This is a genomic window from Acuticoccus kandeliae, from assembly GCF_003073115.1.
The window spans coordinates 461,592-480,794 of sequence record NZ_QBBV01000004.1 but is presented as its reverse complement, the minus strand read 5'-3'; the positions used below and the strand labels follow the sequence as shown (position 1 = coordinate 480,794).

Sequence of the window (19,203 nt, the reverse complement as noted above, 5' to 3'; positions counted from 1 at the left end):
TTCCGAAATGACAAACTGATAAGCGAAAGTCTTGAATAAGGGATCGTCAAAACGAAACTTTTCTAAACTGATCGCTCGCGCCGCTGACAAATCATGGTAAATTCGCCTTCCATGCGGTGCGGAATGGCGCCGCATCGTTCAGGTCGACTGAATGAGGTGCGGGATGAAGAAGACCTTGGCCCTTGTCTTGATCCCGGCCATAGCGTCGTCACAGGTGCTGTCCGCCCCGGGCGTGACCACGGCGGACGTCAATTTCCGCGCCGGCCCCAGCACGGGCGATGAATCCTTCGGCGTTCTCCCGAACGGCACGGTGATCGACATCGACTCGTGCGACGCGAACGGCTGGTGCGCGATCGCCGTCGACGGGGTGACCGGCTTCGTGAGCGGGCGCTACGTGACCGAGACCGAGCCGCCCTCGCTTGCCGAGGAGAGTGCGGACGTCGCCGCCGCCCCGACCGGCGAGCCGCCCCAATATTCCGACGAGGAGCTCGACGCGCTCGTCGCCCCGATCGCGCTCTATCCGGACGCCGTCCTCGCGCAGGTGCTGGTGGCGGCGACCGTGCCCCTCGACATCGTGAAGGCGGAGCGCTGGATCGAGGCGAACGAGGACCTCGCCGCCGACAAGCGGGCGGAAGCCGCCAACGCCGAAGGGTGGGACGAGAGCGTCGCCGCGCTCGCAACCGGCTTCCCGACCGTCATCGAGCAGATGGCGAAGGATCTCGACACGACCGAGTCGCTCGGCGACGCGGTGATCGTCCAGAGCGACGACGTGCTCGACGCGGTGCAGCGCCAACGGGCGCGCGCCCAGGCCGTCGGCAACCTCTCCGACAATGACGCGCAGGTCGTCCAGGTGGTGGACAACACCATCTCGATCGCCCCGGCGAAGCCCGACGTCGTCTACGTGCCGACCTACGATCCGCAGACGGTCTACACGCAGCCCGCGGCGAGTGCGCCCGTCTATGTGGAGACCACCAGCAGCGGCTACGACGCGGGGGCGGCGCTCGCGACCGGCGCGATCTCCTTCGCGGCCGGCTACGCCGTCAGCAGCGTCTTCGACAACAACTGGAACGATTATTGGTACGGCCCGCCGCGGATCGACTGGCGTTACGACAATTTCTATCCGCGACCCGGCTACCGTCCCGGCGTCGACATCGACATCGGCGGCGACGTGAATATCGGGCGTCCCGGCCGGCCGGGCGATCGGCCCTTCCGGCCCGGCGACCGTCCGGGCGACAGGCCTTTCCGCCCTGGCGATCGGCCCGGTGACAGGCCGCTGCGTCCTGGAGACCGGCCGGGCTTCGATGGCGGCCTCGCCGGCAACCGGCCTGGCCAGCGGCCCGGCGGGGACAATGGCTGGCGGCCGAACGACAAGCAGCGCGACCAGGCCCGCCAGAAGATCGCCGACCGCAAGGGCGGTGGCGCCGGCGGCGGACGACAGGCCGCGGCCAACCGCCGTCCGGGCGGCAACACGCCGGCCGCGCGGCCGGACCGCGCCGGCATCGAGTCGCGCCTGAAGGCCGGCTCGTCGGGCGGCGGCCGGCAGGCGACCCGCGCCGGCGGGGGCGGCCAGGCCGCCCAACGCAAGGCCCCAGGCAAGTCCACCGCCTTCACCGGCCACGGCCAGGGTGGGATGACGAAGAGCAAGAACGCCTCCGCCCGCGGCAAGGCGAGCCAGGCGAAGGCGAGGAAGCCCGCGCAGCGCGCCGCGCCCTCCGGGGCCTCGCGCGCCAAGGCCGCGAAACCGAGGGTATCGAAGGCGCCGACGCGCAAGGCCGCGCCGCGCCAGTCGGCCTTCCACAAGCCCCAGCAGAAGCGTCCCGCGGCGGCCTCGAAGGCGCGCGGCGGGCGCAGCATGGCCCACCGCGGTGGCGGCGGCGGCGGGAAGCGCGGCGGAGGACGGCGGCGGTGATTGAGATGATGGAGAGACGAATGGCACGCTTGCCGATTGCGGCGCTACTTCTCGCTTGGCCCCTCGCGACGACCGCGCTCGCCGAGCCCGCCGCCTACGACACGCCAGAGGCGGCGGTCGAGGCCATCATCGGCGCGCTCGACGCGCGGGACGCGACGGCCCTCGTCGCCGTCTTCGGGCCTGAGTTCGAGGACGTGGCTCTCACGGGCGATGCGGACACCGACCGCGAGACGTGGGGCAACTTCCTCTCCGCCTATAACGAGATGCACCGCATCGCGATCGACGAGAGCGGCAATCTCGCGACCCTCTTCATCGGCGACGACCAGTGGCCGTTCCCGGCCCCGCTCGAGAAGGGGGACGACGGCAAATGGCGCTTCGACGCGGAGGAGGCGCGCGACGAGGTGCTCGCCCGGCGCATCGGCGACAACGAGCTCGACGTGATGGCGCTGCTGCGCCAGTACGTCGCCGCCCAGCTCGCCTTCCGCGAGGTCGACTATGACGGCGACGGGGTGATGGAGTTCGCCTCCGCGATCCTCAGCGATCCCGGCCAGCGCAACGGCCTCTACTGGCCGCCCGAGGAAGGCGGCCCCGAGAGCCCGATCGGCGATTTCATGGCCCGCGCGGCGGCGAGCGGCTACAGCGTCGACGGTCAGGATGCCGACGCCGAGCCCTATCTCGGCTACTATTACAAGATCCTCGGCGGGCAGGGGGACGCGGCCCCCGGCGGCGCCTACGACTATGCGATCAACGGCCACATGGTCGCCGGCCACGCGATCCTCGCGATCCCGTCCGACTACGGGCAGACCGGCATCATGAGCTTCATGGTCGGCGAGAACGGCACGATCTACGAGGCCGACCTCGGTGACGAGACGCTCGCGAGGGGCGCCGAGATCGACCGCTTCCAGCCCGACGACGAGTGGGTCCCGGTCGACTGACACTCCGGCCTCCGGCCGGTCCCAAGCGCCGCATTCAACGACGCCGTCCGATTTTCGGGCGGCGTTTTTCGTTGTGCGATCTCCCGCCGGACGGCCGGGCGGGTTGGCGTCTGATCGAACCGACGAGGACTTCGCGCACCATCGAGAATTCGTTCTCGATATATCTTGATTTCCGATATATCGAGAATTAGATTGGCCGCATGAGACACAGAGGCATGCATGATGGTCACCGTCACGAAGGGCCGAAAGGCCATCGCCATGGGCGCGACCATCACGGTCGGGGGCGGCGTGGGAAGCGCCCCTTCGACTATGGGGAGCTGAGGCTCCTCCTTCTCGCCAAGCTCGCCGAGCGCCCGCGCCACGGCTACGAGCTGATCAAGGCGATCGACGAGCAGATGGGCGGCGCATACACGCCGAGCCCCGGCGTCATCTACCCGACGCTCTCCTGGCTGGAGGACATGGGCTACGCCGAGGTCGCCCCCGCCGAGGGAGACTCGCGGAAAAGCTATGTCGTGACGGAGGAGGGCCGCGCCTTCCTCACCGCGAACCGCGCGATGGCGGACGAATTGCTGACCCGCCGCGCGCCGCCCGGTCCCCCGGCCGACACGCCGGAGGCGGTCCTGCGATCGATGGACAATCTGAAGCGCGCGCTCCGCCGCCACATCGCCGAGACGCCGCTTCCGGAGGAGACCGTCGCCGGGATCGCCGCCGCGATCGACGCCGCAGCGGCTGCGATCGACGCGATGGACCCACACCCCGAGCGCTGACGGCCCCTCCGCCGCCACCCCGACACACCGAGCCGCCGGCAGCCCGGCGCGCCGCGCATGCGGCCGCGCCACGCCCGGCCCCAACGCAATGGACACCATGCAGCAGATCGTCACCCGACACCGGCACGAATTGAAGCGCCGGACCCTCACCGTGCGCGAGGTGAACCGCCTCACGCCCCACATGATCCGCATCATCCTCTCCGGCGACGACCTCGCCGACTTCACGAGCCTTTCGCCCGACGACCACGTGAAGATCTTCGTCCCGGCGGGCGAGGCGGGGAGCGGGGAGGGGAGCGCGATGCGCGACTACACCCCCCGCGCCTTCGACCGCGCGGACCGCAGCCTCACCCTCGACTTCGCCGTCCACGAGGCCGGTCCGGCGACGCGGTGGGCGCTGGACGCCAGGCCCGGCGACACCGTTGTGGTCGGCGGCCCGCGCGGCTCGGCCGTCGTCGCCCCGCTCTTCGACTGGTGGCTCCTCATCGGCGACGAGACGGCGCTGCCCGCAATCGCCCGCCGCGCCGAGGAGCTGCGCGAGGCGGATGCGGAGGTCGTGACCCTCGCCGCCGTCGCGAGCGCGGCTGACGAGCAGGTCTTCGCGGCCGGGGCCAATCACAGCGCCCACTGGGTCCACCGCCCGGTCGCGGCCGCCGCCGATCCGGCCCCGCTCCTCGACGCGGTCGCGGCGCTGACGCTGCCGGAGGGGAACGGCTTCGTGTGGATCGCGGCCGAGGCGGGCGTCGCGCGGGCGCTGCGCGACCACTTCCTCGACGTGCGCGGCCACCCGCGCGCGTGGATGAAGGCGGCCGGATACTGGAAGGAGGGCATCGCCGACGGCAGCGACAAGGCGCTCGACTGACGGCACGGGAACGCGAAAACGCGTTCCAGCTGCGCCGTTCGGCCATATGGACGTCGCTTTCCGGTTCCCCCATGCTAAGGGCAACTTTGGGGCTTGCGGGTCGAAAGGCACCGCAAATTGCGCACGGGGACCCACCGGCCGCAGCCGTCCCAAGCGCAGACAGACCCTGAGGAAACGCCGCCGCTATGTTCGACGCCATGAACCTTGCCATCCTGATCGGAGCGGGGTTGGTCGCGGCGAGCGCGCTGACGAGCCTCGTCGCCCAGCGGATCGGCGCACCGTTGCTGCTCATCTTCCTCGCGATCGGGCTTCTGGCCGGCGAGGACGGGCTCCTCGGCATCGAGTTCGACAGCGGTGGCGCGGCCTATTTCGTGGGCTCGATCGCGCTCGCGATCATCCTTTTCGACAGCGGGTTCGAAACGCCCCTTTCGAGCTACCGCCTCGCGGCGGGCCCGGCCTTGACGCTTGCAACCATCGGCGTCGTGCTGACGACGGGATTCGTCGGCGCGGCCGCACATTTCCTGATGGGGTTCGACTGGATCGAGAGCTTCCTTCTCGGCGCCATCGTCGCTTCGACGGATGCGGCGGCCGTCTTCCTGCTCCTGCGGGTCGGCGGCACGACCTTGCGCGAGAGGGTGAAGGCGACGCTGGAGATCGAGTCGGGCGCGAACGACCCGATGGCGATCTTCCTGACGGCGACCCTCGTCGGCGTCGCCGTCGCGACCACCAACGGGACGACGCTGCCCGGCTGGACGCTGCTCCTCGATTTCGTCCTCCAGATCGGGGTCGGCATCGTGCTCGGCGTCGTCGGCGGGATCGGCATCTCGACCCTCCTCAACCGGCTCGGCAACCTCGAGGCCGGCCTTTTCCCGATCACCGCGCTCGCGGCCGCGCTCGTCGTCTTCTCGGCGACGAGCCTTCTCGGCGGGAGCGGCTTCGTCGCGGCCTATGTGGCGGGCGTCGTCGCCGGCAACCGCAAGGTCCGCTTCGCCGCGCGCGTGCGGCGCTTCCAGTCGGGCATGACGTGGCTTGCCCAGATCGGGATGTTCCTCACGCTCGGCCTCCTCGCGACGCCGTCCCAGTTCGGCGAGGTGGTTGTCCCGGCGACGCTGCTGGCGCTGATCCTCATCTTCGTCGCGCGCCCGCTCGCGGTGTGGCTGTGCATGATGCCGTTCGGCTTCACGGTGCGCGAGGTGGCCTTCGTCGGCTGGGTCGGCCTGCGCGGCGCGGTCTCCATCCTCCTCGCCATCCTGCCGGGGCTCGGCGGGATGTCGGACGGGCTCCTCTTCTTCAACGTCGTCTTCATCATGGTGCTCATCTCGCTGCTGGTGCAGGGGTGGACCATCGCGCCCGCCGCGCGCTGGCTGCGCCTCCTCGCGCCGCCGACGCCCGGCATCATGGACCGCGTCCAGTTCGAGCTGCCGGGCCGCGCCGAGATCGAGCTCGTCGGCTACCGCATCCACCCGGAGAGCACGGTGGCGACCGGCGCGCGCATCCCGCGCTGGGCGCGCCCGCTCATCATCATCCGCAACGGGAAGACCTATTCGGTCCACAATGCCGGACCGCTCCAGGCGAACGACCAAGTCTACCTCTTCGCGACCGCGCGGCAGTTGGAACTCCTCGACAAGGTCTACACCTCGCCCGGCGGGATCGACGAGCGCGAGGTCCTCGGCGAGCTGGTGCTGAAGCCCGACACCACCATCGGCGAGGTCGCCCGCGAATATGGCGCGGCCTATTCGGCGAACGCGGCGGAGCGCACGCTCGGCGAGGTGCTCTCGCGCGAGTTCCACGGCCAGCCCCATGTCGGCGACCGCCTGTCGCTCGGCGCGTTCGAGGTGGTCGTCCGCGCGGTCGACAGCTCCGGCACCATCACCGAGGTGGGCCTTCTCCTCGACTCGGTCCTGCGCAAGGAGGAGGGGCGCACCTCGCCCTGGCAGAAGCTCGTCACCGCGCTCGGCCTGCGCTGATCGCCCCACGGGCGGACCCCGCGCCCGCGCCGTGCTACCCTCGTTTCTTGGAGAGATGAGTGGAGGATCGGCCCATGATCATGCGCATCTTTCAGGTCGTCACGCGGCCCGGCAAGGAGGAAGAGTTCGGCAAGTTCTTCCATGAGACCGCCATTCCGCTGATGAAGCGCACCGAGGGTCTCGTCGAAATCCTGCCCGGCGCGGCGAGGGCAGAGAGCCCCCGCGAGTTCAGCTTCGTCATGGTGTGGAAGGATCTCAACGCGCTGAAAGCGTTTGTCGGCGAGGACTATGCGAGCCCGCACGTCGACCCGGCCGAGGCCGCGCTCGTGGAATCCCGCTCGATCCGCCACTACGACCTCGTCGCGCTCTGAGCGACGGCTATTTCCGGCCGGGTCGGGCTTCTGTTGCGTGTCGAGGTTGTGCGCGGCATGTCGCAGCTCGCGCGTTCGCTTTTCCGAACGTACCTGCGATGGCGGTTCGTATTGCTGAACCGAGGCGTCGCGCGCGCTAAGTAATATTCCCGGAAATCCTGGATTTCCCAGGCTGGCACACCGGTTGCGATAGGCGATCTCGACACACGAAGCTCGAGAGGCCTGATTTTGTTCTTCGCAATCCTGTTGTTGCTCGGAGGCGCGGCCGCGATCTTGGCGCGACCCGCGCTCATCCATCTCGGACGGTGGGGCGCGCCCGTGATGGCGCTCGCCCCGCTCACCGCGTTCATCCTGCTCGCGCGGCAGCAGCCGCTCATCGCCAGCGGGGAGGTGCTGACGGCCAGCCTTCCCTGGGTGCCCTCGCTCGGCGTCGAGCTTTCCTTCCGCCTCGACGGCTTCTCGCTCCTCTTCGCGCTCCTCATCACCGGCATCGGCACGCTCGTGACGCTCTATGCGGGCGGCTATTTCGCCGAGAAGCCGCGCGCGACGGCGGGCCGCTTCCTCTCCCTCATCCTCCTCTTCATGACGGCGATGCTCGGCACGGTGCTCGCCGACAATCTCGTCGTGATGTTCCTGTTCTGGGAGATGACGAGCCTCACCTCGTTCCTGCTCGTCGGCTTCGACAGCCACAAGGGCGAGGCGCGAAAGGCCGCCCTCCAGGCGCTGATCGTGACGGGCGGCGGCGGGCTCGCCCTCTTTGCGAGCATCCTCCTCATCGGCATCTCGCTCGGCACCTTCTCCTACACCGAGATCCTCGCCCGCTCCGACGAGCTCGCGGCAAGCCCCTGGCTCGCCCCGATCATCGTCCTGATGCTCCTCGGCGCGTTCACGAAATCGGCGCAGGTGCCGTTCCAGTTCTGGCTGCCGAACGCGATGCAGGCGCCGACCCCGGCCTCGGCCTATCTCCACTCCGCGACGATGGTGAAGCTCGGCATCTTCCTGCTCGCCCGCTTCGACCCCGTCTTCGCCGACGTTCCGGCCTTCGGCGGCGCGCTCGTGATCGTCGGCTGCCTCACCATGCTCGTCGCCTCCTTCGAGGCGCTGCGGGCGACAGGCTTCAAGGCGGTGCTCGCCCAGTCGACGGTCGCCTCGCTCGGCATCCTCGTGATGCTGATCGGGCTCGACGGCGAGGTGGCCGTGGTCGCGATGGTGGGTTTCCTCATCACCCACGCCTTCTACAAGGCCGCGCTCTTCTTCTGCGCCGGCAACGCGATCCACGCCACCGGCGAGGCCCATCTCGGGCGCCTGCGCGGCCTTGCGCGGATCCTGCCGGTGACGGCGCTCGCGGCCGTCCTCGCGAGCTTCTCGATGGCGGGCCTGCCGCCCTTCATCGGCTTCATCTCGAAGGAATATCTCTTCGAGGCGCAGCTCACGAGCGACTGGAACATCGTGCCGGTCGCCGTCGCGGTGATCGTCAACTCGGTGATGGTCGGCGTCGCGGGCGTCGTCTCGATCCGGCCCTTCTTCATGAAGAGCCGCCGCCCCCTGAAGGTGCGCCACGGCGAGACGCCGCTGCTCCTCGTCGGCCCGCTCGCGCTCGCGCTCGGCGGCATCGCGATGGGCATCGTGCCGAACGTCGTCGCCGGGCTTCTCATCGCGCCCGCGGCGCTCGCCCTCACCGGCGCGCCGGTCGACGTCTCCTTCGCGCTCTGGCACGGGGTGACGCCGATGCTCCTCCTCAGCGGCGTCGTCATCGCGACCGGCATCGCGATCGCGGTCTTCTGGACGCCGATCCACGTCACGCTCCGGCGCCGGCGGATCCTGCACACCGTCTTCGGCGACCGCTTCTACCAGCGTGCCTTCGACGGAACGCTGGGGCTCGCGAGCCGCTCCACCCAGCTCCTCCAGAACGGCGACCAGCACCGCTACACGGCGGTGGTGATGACGAGCGTCGTCGGCCTCCTCGTCCTCGGCCTCGTCTTCGCCGGGGAGACGCTGTCGCTGACGGCGGCCGGGCCGATCCGCTTCAGCCTCGTCGCGGTGCTCGTCATCGCGGTGGCCGGGGCCGTCGCCACCCCGTTCGCGCGCTCCCTCATCGGCGCGCTCGTCGCGGTGGGGATCGTCGGCTTCACCTCGGCGCTGATCTTCCTCCTCAACGGCGCGCCGGACCTCGCCCTCACGCAGTTCGCGGTGGAGACGCTGCTCGTCGTGATCCTGACGGCGGTGCTCCTGCGCCTGCCGTTCGCCCGGAGCCACTCGCGCACGGCGCGCGAGCGGCGGCGGGATGCGGCGATCGCAGGCCTCTTCGGGGTGATCGTCTTCATCGGCGCGGCGAGCATGTCGTCGACCCCGCCGGACCTCGCCCTCAGCCAGTTCTTCGGCGCCACCAGCTACCTCGAGGCCTACGGGCGCAACGTCGTCAACGTGATCCTCGTCGACTTCCGGGCGATCGACACGCTCGGCGAGGTCGCGGTCGTCGCCTTCGCCACGCTCGCCGCCTGGGCGCTCCTGCGCCGCGGCGCGGCCAACCAACCCACGAAAGGCTGATCCATGCCGATCATCTTTGCGACCATGTCCCGAGTCTTCTTCGCGCTGATGCTGGCCGGCTCGGTGTTCATCCTGATGCGGGGGCACAACGACCCCGGCGGCGGCTTCGTCGGCGGCCTGATGGCGGCGGCGGCGTTCGCGACGCTCGCCCTCACCGAGGGGGTCGGCGCGGTGCGCCGGCGTCTGCGGATCCACCCCGTGGTGCTCCTCGGCACCGGCCTCACCATCGCCTGCCTCAGCGGCCTGCCGGGCCTCCTCAGCGACGCCTCCTATCTCACCCATTGGTGGACGAGCGGGGCGGTCCATCTCGGCACCGCCACGATCTTCGATATCGGCGTCTATCTCGTGGTGCTCGGCGGCGTCCTCTGCCTCGTCCTGCGTCTCTACGAGGAGGTCGCGCCGTGAGCCTCGTCTATTCGCTCGCCATCGCCGCGATCATCGCCTCGGGGATCTACCTCCTCCTGTCGCGCAACGTGATGCGCATCATCCTCGGCCTCTCGCTGCTCTCTGCCGGGACCAATCTCCTCATCTTCCTCGCGGGCGGGCTCCAGGCGATCGCGCCTCCCGTCATCGAGAAGGGTGTCGAGATGCTCCCCGCCGACGCCGCGAACCCGCTGCCGCAGGCGCTGATCCTGACGGCGATCGTCATCGGCTTCTCGCTCGTCGCCTTCGCCGCCGCCCTCGCGCTCCAGCTCTATCGCGCGACCGGCACGATCGACACGGCCGCGCTCACCGCCGCCGAGGATCTCGGCAGCCCCTTCACCACCCGGAAGTCCCATGGCTGATCATCTCGACGCATCCCTGATCCTGCTGCCGCTCCTCGTCCCGCTCGGCGTCGCGGCGCTGACGGCGGTCCTGTGGCGCAACCCGCGCGGACAGGCCTTCGTGGCGGCGGCGGGCCTCGCGGCGATGACCGCGAGCGCGCTCCTCCTCCTGCGCCTCGTCCTCGAGGACGGCGTCCAGGCGAAGCAGTTCGGCAGCTGGGCCGCGCCGTTCGGCGTGAGCTTCGTCGCGGACCTGTTCAGCGCCGGCATGGTGGTCATCACCTCGATCCTGGCGCTCGCGGCGACCGTGTTCGGCCTCGCCGACCTCAAGCGGCGCGAGGTGAGGGCCGGCTTCTACCCGCTCTTCTTCGGCCTCCTCGTCGGCGTGAACGGGGCCTTCCTCACCGGCGACATCTTCAACCTCTATGTCTGGTTCGAGGTGATGCTCATCACCGCGCTCGGCCTCATCACGCTCGGGCGCACCCGTGCCCAGCTCGACGGGGCGTTGCGCTATGCGGTGCTGAACCTTCTCTCCACGATCCTCTTCCTGATGGCGATCGCGCTCCTCTACGGGGTCGCGGGCACGCTCAACATGGCCGACCTCGCGCTTGTGCTGCCGGAGACCGAGCCCTCGGCCGCGCTCACCATCTCGGCGCTCCTCTTCCTCCTCGGCTTCGGGATCAAGGCGGGCTTCTTCCCGCTCTTCTTCTGGCTCCCGGCCTCCTACCACACGGCCTCGATCGTGGTGTCGGCGGTCTTCGCCGGCCTCCTCACCAAGGTCGGCCTCTACGCCGCCTTCCGCGTCTTCACGCTGATCTTCGAGGTGGAGGGGAGCGGGATCCGGCCGATGGTGGCGATCCTCGCCGCCGGGACAATGCTCTTCGGCGTGTTCGGCGCGGCGACCCAGTACGACGTGCGGCGGATCCTGTCCTTCCACATCGTCAGCCAGATCGGCTACATCATGCTCGGCCTCGCGATCGCGACGCCGGCTGCGATGGCGGCGGCGATCTTCTATATCGTCCACCACATCATCGTGAAGGCGAACCTCTTCCTGGTCGCCGGCGCGATCTACCGCGCGACGGGCACGTTCGACGTGCGCAAGGCCGGCGGCCTGATGCGCACGGCGCCGCTCCTCTCGGTCCTCTTCCTCATCCCGGCCCTGTCCCTGGCGGGCATCCCGCCCTTCTCGGGCTTCTGGGCGAAGTTCCTCGTCATCGACGAGACCTTCCGCGTGGATGCGGCCTGGCTCGGCGCGATCGGCCTCTTCGTCGGCCTCCTCACCATCTTCTCGATGACGAAGATCTGGATCGAGGCCTTCTGGAAGGCGCCGGCCGGGCCGCGCGAGACGCCGCGCCGCGTGCCGCGCCCGATGCTCGCGGCGATCGGCGGCCTCGCGGCCATCACCATCGCGATCAGCCTCTCCCCGGAGCCGCTGATCGCCTTCGCCGACAACGCGGCGAACGCGATGGCCGATCCCACCGACTACATCGCCGCCGTCTTCGGCGAGACCCGAATTGCGGAGAATGACCAATGACCAGCCTCGCAAGCGCCCCGCGCCGCGTCGGTTACACGCTGCTCCTCGCCGCCGTGTTCCTGCGCGAGCTCGTGGTCTCCTCGATCGCCGTCGCCCGCACGGTGCTGCGCGCCGACCCGCGGTCCGAGTCCGCGATCGTCGCCGTCCCGCTCGAAATCACCACCGACGCCGGGATCACCACCCTCGCCAACTGCGTGACGCTCACACCCGGCACCACCTCGCTGCACGTCAGCGAGGACCGGCGCACGCTCTACGTCCACGTCCTCGACGCGACCTCGGAGGAGGCGGTCGTGGATGAGATCAAGACCAAGTTCGAACGCCGCATCAAGGAGATCGAGGCATGATCGAGACCATCGACGCGCACATCACCACCTTCGCCACCGTGCTGATCGGGATCCTGATGATCCCGCTCTGCCTCGCCGCGATGCGCATGATCCGTGGCCCATCCTATGCCGACCGCTTCATCGCGCTCGACATGGTGACGGCGATCGCCGTCGCCGCGGCGGCGCTCGTCACCGCCGCGACCGGGCGGCGCGAGTTCCTCGACGTCGCCTTCGGGCTCGCCCTCGTCGGCTTCCTCGCGACCTGCGCCTTCGCGGGCCTGCTCGAACGGCTGGAAGGAGATGCGTCGTGACCGCCCTCATCGCGCTCGCACTCAAGATCGGCGGGGTCGCCTTCCTCCTTATCGCGGCGGTGGGCGTGATGCGCCTCTCCGACCCCTTCCAGCGGATGCATGCCGCGACGAAGGCGGGGACGCTCGGCGCCGGGCTCGTCGTCCTCGGCACGCTCGTCGGCCAGCAGGCGACCGACGTCGCGGTGATGGGGGGACTGACGATCGTCTTCCTCCTCCTCACCGTGCCGGTCGCGGGCCATCTCCTGGGGCGTGCGGCCTACATCTCCGGCACGCCGCTCGGCGAACTGACGGGGGGCAACGCGCTCGACGGCGTTCTCGACCGCGCCGCGAAGCCCCTCGGCGAGCGCTTCGTCGCGGATGGTCCGGCCGCCGCCCTGCCGGGCCTCGGCGGGACGAGCGCACTCGTTCCGGCGCCGGCCGCGCACACCCGGCTGGAGCGGCTCGAAAGCGTCCATTTCACGGTGATCTGCGGGGAGGAGCGGCACGTCTTCCGCCGCGCGCACGCGATCGGTGCGGCGAACGACAGCCCGCTGACCGCCCACGCGATCCTCGACAGCCGCACCATCGAGGCGGCCGACGACCCCGCCGGCACACGCGCCGAGATGCGCAAGGCGTGCGGGCGGGCAATGGCCGCGCTCCAGGCCGAGGTGGACGCGGCGGGCGTCGACCTCACCGTGCGCTATGACGAAGGCGCGCCGGAGACGCTCCTGCGCCACCAGGGCGCGGGCCGCGCGCTCCTCGTCGCGCCGCAGGACGGGTGGTTCCACCACGGGGTCGACCCGGTCCATTCGGGGATGAGCTGGGCGCCGGACGCGCTCCTGCACCTTCCCGCGATCCACGACGGGCCGGTCCTCTATGCCGGTCCGGCGCGCGCGGCCGGGGCGGGGCGCATCGCGATCCTCGACCGGGGCGAGGCGCATCTGCCCGGCCTCCTCGACTGGGCGCTCGCGACCCGGCTCTGGCCGGTGCGCGAGGTGGCGCTCGTCGGGCGTCACGGGGAGGCGCGCCGCCGCGCGATCGCCGACCTTGCCGCCGACCACGGCGCGACGGTCTCGCCGATGGCGGCGGTCCCGCCCGATGCCGAAGCCGTCCTCCTCGCCACCATGCCGCGTCCCCTTCGGGCCCGTTGGTACGGTATGGCTTGGACCGAGCGGCTCGCGCCGGGCTTCTCCGGCGACATCCTCGCGATGGAGAAGGGCTAGGCGGCGCCGCGCCGCCGGGAAGGAGACGGGATGAGCCGATCGCAGGATCGCCTGCTGCGCCTCGAGCGGCGCGTGTCGCTGAGCACGCTCCTTCCCCTCACGATCGCCTTCGCGATGTTCATCGTCGCCGTCGGCTCCACCCAGATCGGGGTGCGCATCCTGCGCGCCTCGGAGGAGGAGATCCTGCGCAACCAGGCGGTCGTCTATCTCGACGCCGTCGCGGGGGCGATCGCGATGGCGCTGCCCGGCGGGCGGGACGGGGTCGCCGCCGCCGCCGCCCCGCTCCTCGTCTACCGCACCGCACTCCTCGAGGAGGCGATGGCGATCCGCTGGAAGGGCAAGGACGGCGCGTCGGAGACGGTCTTCATCGGCGAGACGGACAACGCCATCCTGCGCGCCAATCTCGACGCGGTGTCGGACGCCGAGAGCGGGATGACGAAGGTCGTCTTCAACCGCCGCGAGGCGCAGGCCGAGGCGACGCGGATCTATGACAGCCCGGCCGGCGCCTTCGTCATCACCGCCACCTTCGACGCGCGCGGCGTCTTCGAGGGGACGCGGCGGACCGAGCTCGTCGCCCTCGCGATCGACATCCTCGTCGCCGTCTTCGCCGCGCTGATGACCTACTATCTCACCCGCCGCACACTCGCTCCTCTCGACGGCTTCATCGCCCGCCTCGCGGCGAGCGGGGAGGCGGAGGCCGACCCGCATCTGCGTGGCACCGAATTGACGCGCCTCGAAGCCGCCCTCGCGCTGCGCGAGCAATCCGAGGCGGCGCGGCGCCAATCCCTGTCGGCCGCCGCCGAGCGGGAGCGGGACGCGGTGCTCGCCCGTCTCGCCGCGACGCTCGCCCACGAGGTGCGCAACCCGCTGGCGGGCCTCATGAACGCGGTCTCGACGCTGCGCCGCTATGGCGAGGATGCGGACGTGCGCCAGCGCAATCTCGACCTCCTGGCGCGCGGGCTCGATTCCATCGGCTCGATCGTCGACGTGACGCTCGCGGCCTATCGGCGGCGCTCCGGCCGGCGGCGGCTGACGGGACGCGAGGTGCGCGAGCTCGACCTCCTCATCGCGAGCCAGGCCCGCCACGCCGATGTCAGCGTCCGCTGGGACCTTGCCGACGAGGACTGGATCGAGACGGACGCCGACGGGCTGCGCCAGATCCTCCTCAACCTCCTCCTCAACGCGATCCGCGTCACGCCGCGCGGCAGCCACGTCACGGTGTCGCTGCGGGGTGCCGGGTCGGGGACCGGGGGCCATGTAAGGGTGCGGGACGAGGGGGACGGCATGTCGCCTGCACAGATCGCGGCGCTGACCGGCGGCGGGACCGAGGGGATCGAGCACGAGCGCAGCATCGGCATCTGGCTCGTCGCGAGCCTCGTCGAGCGGATCGGCGCCGAGCTTTCCATCGAGAGCGCGCCGGACAAGGGCACGGCGGTCACGGTGATCATCCCCGCCGATGGCGCCGCGCCGAAAGAGGGACTGGATGACTGAGACGCGGCCGAACCTCCTCCTCGTGGAAGACGACGAGATCCTCGGCGCTTCGCTGGAGGACCGCCTGACGCTGGAGCGGTTCGCCGTCACCTGGGTGCGCAGCGCCCGCGAGGCGGCGCGCGCGATCCGCCGCGCCCGCCCCGACCTCGTCGTGTGCGACATCCGCCTTCCCGACGGGGACGGGGACGACGTGATGCGCGATCAGTTCCGCGCCGGCGGGATGGTGCCGATCGTCTTCATGACGGCGTTCGGGTCGATCGACCAGGCCGTCCGCCTCGTGCGCGAGGGAGCCTGGAACTACATCACCAAGCCGTTCGAGGTGGAGGCGCTGATCGAGACGCTGGAGGCGGCGGCGAAGCGCGTGCGCGACGCCGCGCCGCCGCCGGACGCCGCCTCCGCGCTCGGCGTCTCGCCGCAGATGCAGGATCTCGCCCGCACCCTCTCGCGCGTCGCGAACACGGACCTTCCCGTCCTCCTCCTCGGCCAGACGGGGACGGGCAAGGAGGTCGCCGCGCGCTATCTCCACGGCGCGGGCGAGCGGGCCGGGCGGCCGTTCGTGGCGGTCAATTGCGGCGCGCTCCAGCCCGAACTCGCCGAGTCGATCATCTTCGGCCACGAGAAGGGCGCCTTCACCGGCGCGGCGGCGAGCCATGTCGGCGTCGCCGAGGAGGCGGGGACGGGCACGCTCTTCCTCGACGAGGTGGGCGAGCTCCCGCTCTCTCTCCAGGTGAAGCTTTTGCGCCTTCTCGAGACGGGCGAGTTCCGCCGCCTCGGCGGCAAGCAGAACCTCGCCTTTCGCGGTCGCGTGGTGTGCGCGACGAACCGCGACCTCGCCGCCATGGTCGCCGACGGGAGCTTCCGCGAGGACCTGTGGTTCCGCATCAACGTGGTGAGCTGCACGCTCGCCCCGCTCTCAGAGCGCCCGCTCGACGTGGAGCGCCATCTGAAGCGGCGGCTCGAGGAGGCGGCGGCGCGCTTCGGCCGGCCCGACATGGCGCTCGGCCCCGACGCGCTGCCCCGCGCGCGCCTCCACGGTTGGCCGGGCAATGTGCGCGAGCTGATCAACCGGGTGGACCGCGCGGTGGCGCTCAGCGAAGGGCCGGAGATCCACGCCGCCGACCTCTTCCCCGACCAGCAGCGGCAGGGGGCGGAGGTCTCGCTGATCGGCGCCGAGGTGCCGCTCTCCGAGGCGCGCGAGGCGGCCGAGCGCGCCCACATCAAGCGCGCGCTGGAGCGGGCGGACGGGGTCGCGAGCGAGACGGCGAAGCGCCTCGGCATCTCGCGCACCACCTTGTGGGAGAAGATGACGCGCTACGGCCTCGCCGGGCGCAGCGACCCGGACGGCCCCTGAGCCAACCCCCGTGTTGTCGGGAAGGCGCAGTTCGCGCGAAAGGCGAGCCGTGCGGGGCGGTTCGCGTCCGTCCTTTCATGCTGCAAAGGCCCGTGCGCTGTACACTCCACCATCGCGTTCATGTTGGAGTCCCGCGTCATGGGGATCTTTTCGAACGTCTCGAAGACCGCGTCGCGGATCGCGCACCGTGCCTCGCGCTTCGGCGTCCTCGGCCTCGCGGCCGCCGTGTTCATGACAGGCAGTGCCGAGGCGGACGACGCCAACCAGCTCGCCAAGCAGCTCTCGAACCCGGTGGCGAGCCTCATCAGCGTCCCGTTCCAGTACAACATCGATTTCGGCCTCGGGCCGGACGGGAACGGCATCAACCAGACCCTCAACATCCAGCCCGTCCTGCCGATCAGCATCAACGAGGACTGGAACATCATCTCGCGCACCATCGTCCCGGTGCGGTGGGCGACGGACATCTATCCGCGCGACGTTTTCGGGCTCGGCGACCTGACGCAGAGCCTCTTCCTGTCGCCGAGTGCGCCGGGGCCGGGTGGGCTCATCTGGGGCATCGGCCCGATCTTCTACATCCCGACCGGGACCGACGAATATCTCGGCACCGGCCAGTTCGGCCTCGGCCCGACGGCGGTCGGCCTCGTCCAGAAGGGGCCGTGGACGATGGGCGCGCTCGCCAACCACATCTGGACCGTCGACAAGGACGCGGAGGTGAACGCGACCTTCTTTCAGCCCTTCCTCAGCTACGCATTCGGCAGCGGGCAGACGATCGCGCTGAACAGCGAGACGACCTACGACTGGAATGCCAAGCAGGCGACCGTCCCGCTGAACCTCATGTATTCGAAGGTGACGACCATCGGGAAGCAGCCGGTCAGCTTCCAGGTGGGCGGGCGCGTCTACGTGAACCGGCCGGAGAATGGGCCGGACTGGGGCCTGCGCGCGAACTTCACGATGCTCTTCCCGAAGTGAGGGGCGGCGCCCTTCAGGATTGCGGCCGCCGGATCAGCCCCTGCGCGATCTGGTTGAGGCCGAGCGCGATCACGGCGAAGGCGCAGCCGATCGCGATGTCGATCAGCCGCTCGGCCGGCGCGTGCGTCGTGACTCCGGCATGGTGGGCGACGAAGTCGAGCAGCAGGACGATGAAGACGGTGATCGCCGCCATGCCGAAGACGCCCTCGAATTGCTGGGCAGGCCAGCGCACGAGCGCGGCGATCATCATCCCGAAAATCAGCGCGTTCGGCTCCGGGAAGGCGTGCGCGTAGGCGGCCCCGATCGCGACGCCGATCAGCGTGCCGACGAGAAGGGACGCGGCCATGCCGACGCTCTGTGACGGGTCTGCGCGCAGGATGATGACGATCGCGAGGAGGGACCAGTTCGCCCGTTCGAGGCCCAGCCGGCCCGTGACGAAATAGGCGAGCGCCACGATCGCCGCGACGATGAGGGCGAAGACCCACCGCTCCAGCCGGCTCGCGCGCACCGCGTCGACCACCTCGCGCCAGCGCGGGGCGGTGGAGGGGCGCCAGAGACCGCTCGCCGTGTCCCACAGCACAGAGACGAGCCACGTGTAGAGGACCATCAGCGCGACGGCGACGACATCCTGCCCCTCGAGCGGCAGGTAGAGCGCGCCGATCGCGAGGGAGAGGCACAGGAAGCGGCCGGCGAAGGCGGCGCTTGGGTGGATGCTCTCGACGAGGCCGTAGAGGAGGCCGCTCGCCGCGAGGACGATCATCACCGCGAGCCCATGCCCGTGGGCGAGGGTGCCGATGGCGGTGCCGGCGATCACCACCGCCCCGGCGACGCCGATCGCGCCGAGACGCGCGCGCGAGGGGCCGCCGGTGTCGAGGAGGAAGCCCAGGATGCCGGTGAGGATCGCGTAGGCGAGCCAGGTGCCGGGCTCGATCGCGATGATCGCGGCGAGCGGGGCCATGGCGGTGAAGGTGAAGCGCAGCGAGCGCGCGAGGAGCCGGTCGCCGAACCAGAAGGGCGGTGTCGCGGGGTCGGCGGGCGGGGTGTCGGCCAACGGCAGGCTCCGGCGATGGGTGACGCGCTCTTCCTACAGGAAGGTCCGGCAGAAGTGGAACGGCTCTGAATTCCGCCTCCGTCGCGCGGCTTCATTTGCATTATTCAATTTCTCGTTCATAGTCGCTGCCTGTAAACGCGTCCGTTTAATCGCCTGTTCTGCCTTGTCGTGCTTCATGACGACGATCGTAGGCGCTGCCGGGATGATGTTCCCGCGGCTCGGCGGTCGCACGCGATCATGTTTCCAATCCTGGCGGCGCACATAAGAAGAGTCCTGACCGTGGGCCGCAGGCGCGCGGGAAACTCGGCCAACGAGCGGGACGATTGGGGGGCGGATGATCAAGGCGTCCTGTCATTGCGGCTGCGTTCGTCTCGCGCTCCCGCATATGCCGTCGGTCCTGACGGCGTGTCATTGCTCCTATTGTCGCCGCATCGGCGGGGTGTGGGCCTACTACACGCCGTTCGACGTGATCATCGTTTCGGGCGCCGAGATCCTGGTGCCTTACGTCCAGGACAAGCCGTCCATCGCGATGCACCATTGCGCCACGTGCGGCTGCGTCTCCCACTGGGAATCGCTGAACCCCAAGGTCGACCGGATGGGGATCAACGCGCGGATGATGGACCCGATCGTGATGCTGACCGTCCCCATCCGCCAGCTCGACGGGATGCCCGCCCTTCACGACCTCGATTGAGCACGCGAAGCCTCTGATTTCGGGCCGATTTTGCGGTGTTTGGCCGGTCGGGAGAGGGACCGTCAATCGATCCCGACGACGGTGATGATTTCACGCCGAGGTCGCAGAATATTCGCAACGCACGCGTCTGAATCGCGCGCCGTGCGCGCGGCGTGTCTGGC

Annotated in this window: 18 protein-coding genes; 17 read left to right on the top strand and 1 reads right to left on the bottom strand. The window is 70.0% G+C overall.

Annotated features, from left to right (window positions below; genetic code table 11):
• Window positions 1-175 precede the first annotated feature (175 nt).
• The 16 genes from DBV35_RS25395 to DBV35_RS25325 all read left to right on the top strand — a co-directional run bounded on the left by DBV35_RS25395 (window position 176) and on the right by DBV35_RS25325 (window position 17,300).
• On the top strand, window positions 176-1,909 hold the full coding sequence (locus DBV35_RS25395; RefSeq protein WP_205648866.1) for a DUF3300 domain-containing protein: 1,734 nt from the start codon (window positions 176-178) through the stop codon (window positions 1,907-1,909).
• 20 nt (window positions 1,910-1,929) lie between these two features.
• Window positions 1,930-2,844, top strand: coding sequence for a DUF2950 family protein (locus tag DBV35_RS25390; RefSeq protein WP_157961974.1), 915 nt, complete (start codon window positions 1,930-1,932; stop codon window positions 2,842-2,844).
• A gap of 215 nt (window positions 2,845-3,059) precedes the next feature.
• Window positions 3,060-3,611 carry a PadR family transcriptional regulator gene (locus DBV35_RS25385; RefSeq protein WP_205648865.1) on the top strand — a complete coding sequence of 184 codons (552 nt, stop codon included), beginning with the start codon at window positions 3,060-3,062 and terminating at the stop codon, window positions 3,609-3,611.
• 97 nt (window positions 3,612-3,708) lie between these two features.
• Window positions 3,709-4,470, top strand: coding sequence for a siderophore-interacting protein (locus DBV35_RS25380; protein ID WP_108663468.1), 762 nt, complete (start codon window positions 3,709-3,711; stop codon window positions 4,468-4,470).
• 185 nt (window positions 4,471-4,655) lie between these two features.
• Window positions 4,656-6,437 carry a potassium/proton antiporter gene (locus tag DBV35_RS25375; RefSeq protein WP_205648864.1) on the top strand — a complete coding sequence of 594 codons (1,782 nt, stop codon included), beginning with the start codon at window positions 4,656-4,658 and terminating at the stop codon, window positions 6,435-6,437.
• Between the two features lie 74 nt (window positions 6,438-6,511).
• Complete coding sequence (locus DBV35_RS25370; protein WP_108663177.1) at window positions 6,512-6,808, top strand: antibiotic biosynthesis monooxygenase family protein; 297 nt, start codon at window positions 6,512-6,514, stop codon at window positions 6,806-6,808.
• A 273-nt stretch (window positions 6,809-7,081) separates the two neighbouring features.
• Window positions 7,082-9,355, top strand: a complete 2,274-nt coding sequence (mbhE, locus tag DBV35_RS25365; protein WP_245944086.1) for a hydrogen gas-evolving membrane-bound hydrogenase subunit E — start codon at window positions 7,082-7,084, stop codon at window positions 9,353-9,355.
• Between the two features lie 3 nt (window positions 9,356-9,358).
• Window positions 9,359-9,760: an MnhB domain-containing protein gene (locus DBV35_RS30740; RefSeq protein WP_205648863.1), complete on the top strand. Its 402-nt coding sequence runs from the start codon at window positions 9,359-9,361 to the stop codon at window positions 9,758-9,760.
• Window positions 9,757-10,140 (top strand): NADH-quinone oxidoreductase subunit K, encoded by a 384-nt coding sequence (locus DBV35_RS25360; protein ID WP_108663176.1) that lies wholly within the window; start codon window positions 9,757-9,759, stop codon window positions 10,138-10,140. The genes DBV35_RS30740 and DBV35_RS25360 overlap by 4 nt, the downstream gene beginning before the upstream one ends.
• Window positions 10,133-11,653 carry a proton-conducting transporter transmembrane domain-containing protein gene (locus DBV35_RS25355; protein ID WP_108663175.1) on the top strand — a complete coding sequence of 507 codons (1,521 nt, stop codon included), beginning with the start codon at window positions 10,133-10,135 and terminating at the stop codon, window positions 11,651-11,653. The genes DBV35_RS25360 and DBV35_RS25355 overlap by 8 nt, the downstream gene beginning before the upstream one ends.
• A complete protein-coding gene (locus tag DBV35_RS25350) occupies window positions 11,650-11,997 on the top strand; it encodes a Na+/H+ antiporter subunit E (protein ID WP_108663174.1) in 348 nt (115 codons plus the stop codon). The genes DBV35_RS25355 and DBV35_RS25350 overlap by 4 nt, the downstream gene beginning before the upstream one ends.
• Entirely contained in the window at window positions 11,994-12,287 is a 294-nt protein-coding gene (locus tag DBV35_RS25345) for an MrpF/PhaF family protein (RefSeq protein WP_108663173.1), read from the top strand. Before DBV35_RS25350 ends, DBV35_RS25345 begins: the two co-directional genes overlap by 4 nt.
• Window positions 12,284-13,489, top strand: coding sequence for a monovalent cation/H(+) antiporter subunit G (mnhG, locus tag DBV35_RS31190; protein ID WP_205648862.1), 1,206 nt, complete (start codon window positions 12,284-12,286; stop codon window positions 13,487-13,489). Before DBV35_RS25345 ends, mnhG begins: the two co-directional genes overlap by 4 nt.
• A gap of 30 nt (window positions 13,490-13,519) precedes the next feature.
• Window positions 13,520-14,980 (top strand): sensor histidine kinase, encoded by a 1,461-nt coding sequence (locus tag DBV35_RS25335; protein WP_108663172.1) that lies wholly within the window; start codon window positions 13,520-13,522, stop codon window positions 14,978-14,980.
• Window positions 14,973-16,331, top strand: a complete 1,359-nt coding sequence (locus tag DBV35_RS25330) for a sigma-54-dependent transcriptional regulator (protein WP_108663171.1) — start codon at window positions 14,973-14,975, stop codon at window positions 16,329-16,331. The genes DBV35_RS25335 and DBV35_RS25330 overlap by 8 nt, the downstream gene beginning before the upstream one ends.
• Before the next feature lie 138 nt (window positions 16,332-16,469).
• Window positions 16,470-17,300 carry a transporter gene (locus tag DBV35_RS25325; protein WP_245944084.1) on the top strand — a complete coding sequence of 277 codons (831 nt, stop codon included), beginning with the start codon at window positions 16,470-16,472 and terminating at the stop codon, window positions 17,298-17,300.
• Between the two features lie 13 nt (window positions 17,301-17,313).
• Here the strand turns inward: DBV35_RS25325 and DBV35_RS25320 are convergent, their stop codons facing one another.
• A complete protein-coding gene (locus DBV35_RS25320) occupies window positions 17,314-18,351 on the bottom strand; it encodes an FUSC family protein (protein ID WP_108663170.1) in 1,038 nt (345 codons plus the stop codon).
• Between the two features lie 334 nt (window positions 18,352-18,685).
• Between DBV35_RS25320 and DBV35_RS25315 the strand changes: the two genes are divergently transcribed.
• On the top strand, window positions 18,686-19,042 hold the full coding sequence (locus tag DBV35_RS25315; RefSeq protein ID WP_108663169.1) for a GFA family protein: 357 nt from the start codon (window positions 18,686-18,688) through the stop codon (window positions 19,040-19,042).
• Window positions 19,043-19,203 lie beyond the last annotated feature (161 nt).

What these genes read in the sequence shown, in the direction of transcription:
- DBV35_RS25390 (WP_157961974.1), top strand. Translation starts at nt 1,930, where the DNA reads ATGGCACGCTTGCCGATTGCGGCGCTACTTCTCGCTTGGCCCCTCGCG.
- DBV35_RS25385 (WP_205648865.1), top strand. Translation starts at nt 3,060, where the DNA reads ATGCATGATGGTCACCGTCACGAAGGGCCGAAAGGCCATCGCCATGGG.
- DBV35_RS25380 (WP_108663468.1), top strand. Translation starts at nt 3,709, where the DNA reads ATGCAGCAGATCGTCACCCGACACCGGCACGAATTGAAGCGCCGGACC.
- DBV35_RS25375 (WP_205648864.1), top strand. Translation starts at nt 4,656, where the DNA reads ATGTTCGACGCCATGAACCTTGCCATCCTGATCGGAGCGGGGTTGGTC.
- DBV35_RS25370 (WP_108663177.1), top strand. Translation starts at nt 6,512, where the DNA reads ATGATCATGCGCATCTTTCAGGTCGTCACGCGGCCCGGCAAGGAGGAA.
- DBV35_RS30740 (WP_205648863.1), top strand. Translation starts at nt 9,359, where the DNA reads ATGCCGATCATCTTTGCGACCATGTCCCGAGTCTTCTTCGCGCTGATG.
- DBV35_RS25355 (WP_108663175.1), top strand. Translation starts at nt 10,133, where the DNA reads ATGGCTGATCATCTCGACGCATCCCTGATCCTGCTGCCGCTCCTCGTC.
- DBV35_RS25350 (WP_108663174.1), top strand. Translation starts at nt 11,650, where the DNA reads ATGACCAGCCTCGCAAGCGCCCCGCGCCGCGTCGGTTACACGCTGCTC.
- DBV35_RS25345 (WP_108663173.1), top strand. Translation starts at nt 11,994, where the DNA reads ATGATCGAGACCATCGACGCGCACATCACCACCTTCGCCACCGTGCTG.
- DBV35_RS25335 (WP_108663172.1), top strand. Translation starts at nt 13,520, where the DNA reads ATGAGCCGATCGCAGGATCGCCTGCTGCGCCTCGAGCGGCGCGTGTCG.
- DBV35_RS25330 (WP_108663171.1), top strand. Translation starts at nt 14,973, where the DNA reads ATGACTGAGACGCGGCCGAACCTCCTCCTCGTGGAAGACGACGAGATC.
- DBV35_RS25325 (WP_245944084.1), top strand. Translation starts at nt 16,470, where the DNA reads ATGGGGATCTTTTCGAACGTCTCGAAGACCGCGTCGCGGATCGCGCAC.
- DBV35_RS25315 (WP_108663169.1), top strand. Translation starts at nt 18,686, where the DNA reads ATGATCAAGGCGTCCTGTCATTGCGGCTGCGTTCGTCTCGCGCTCCCG.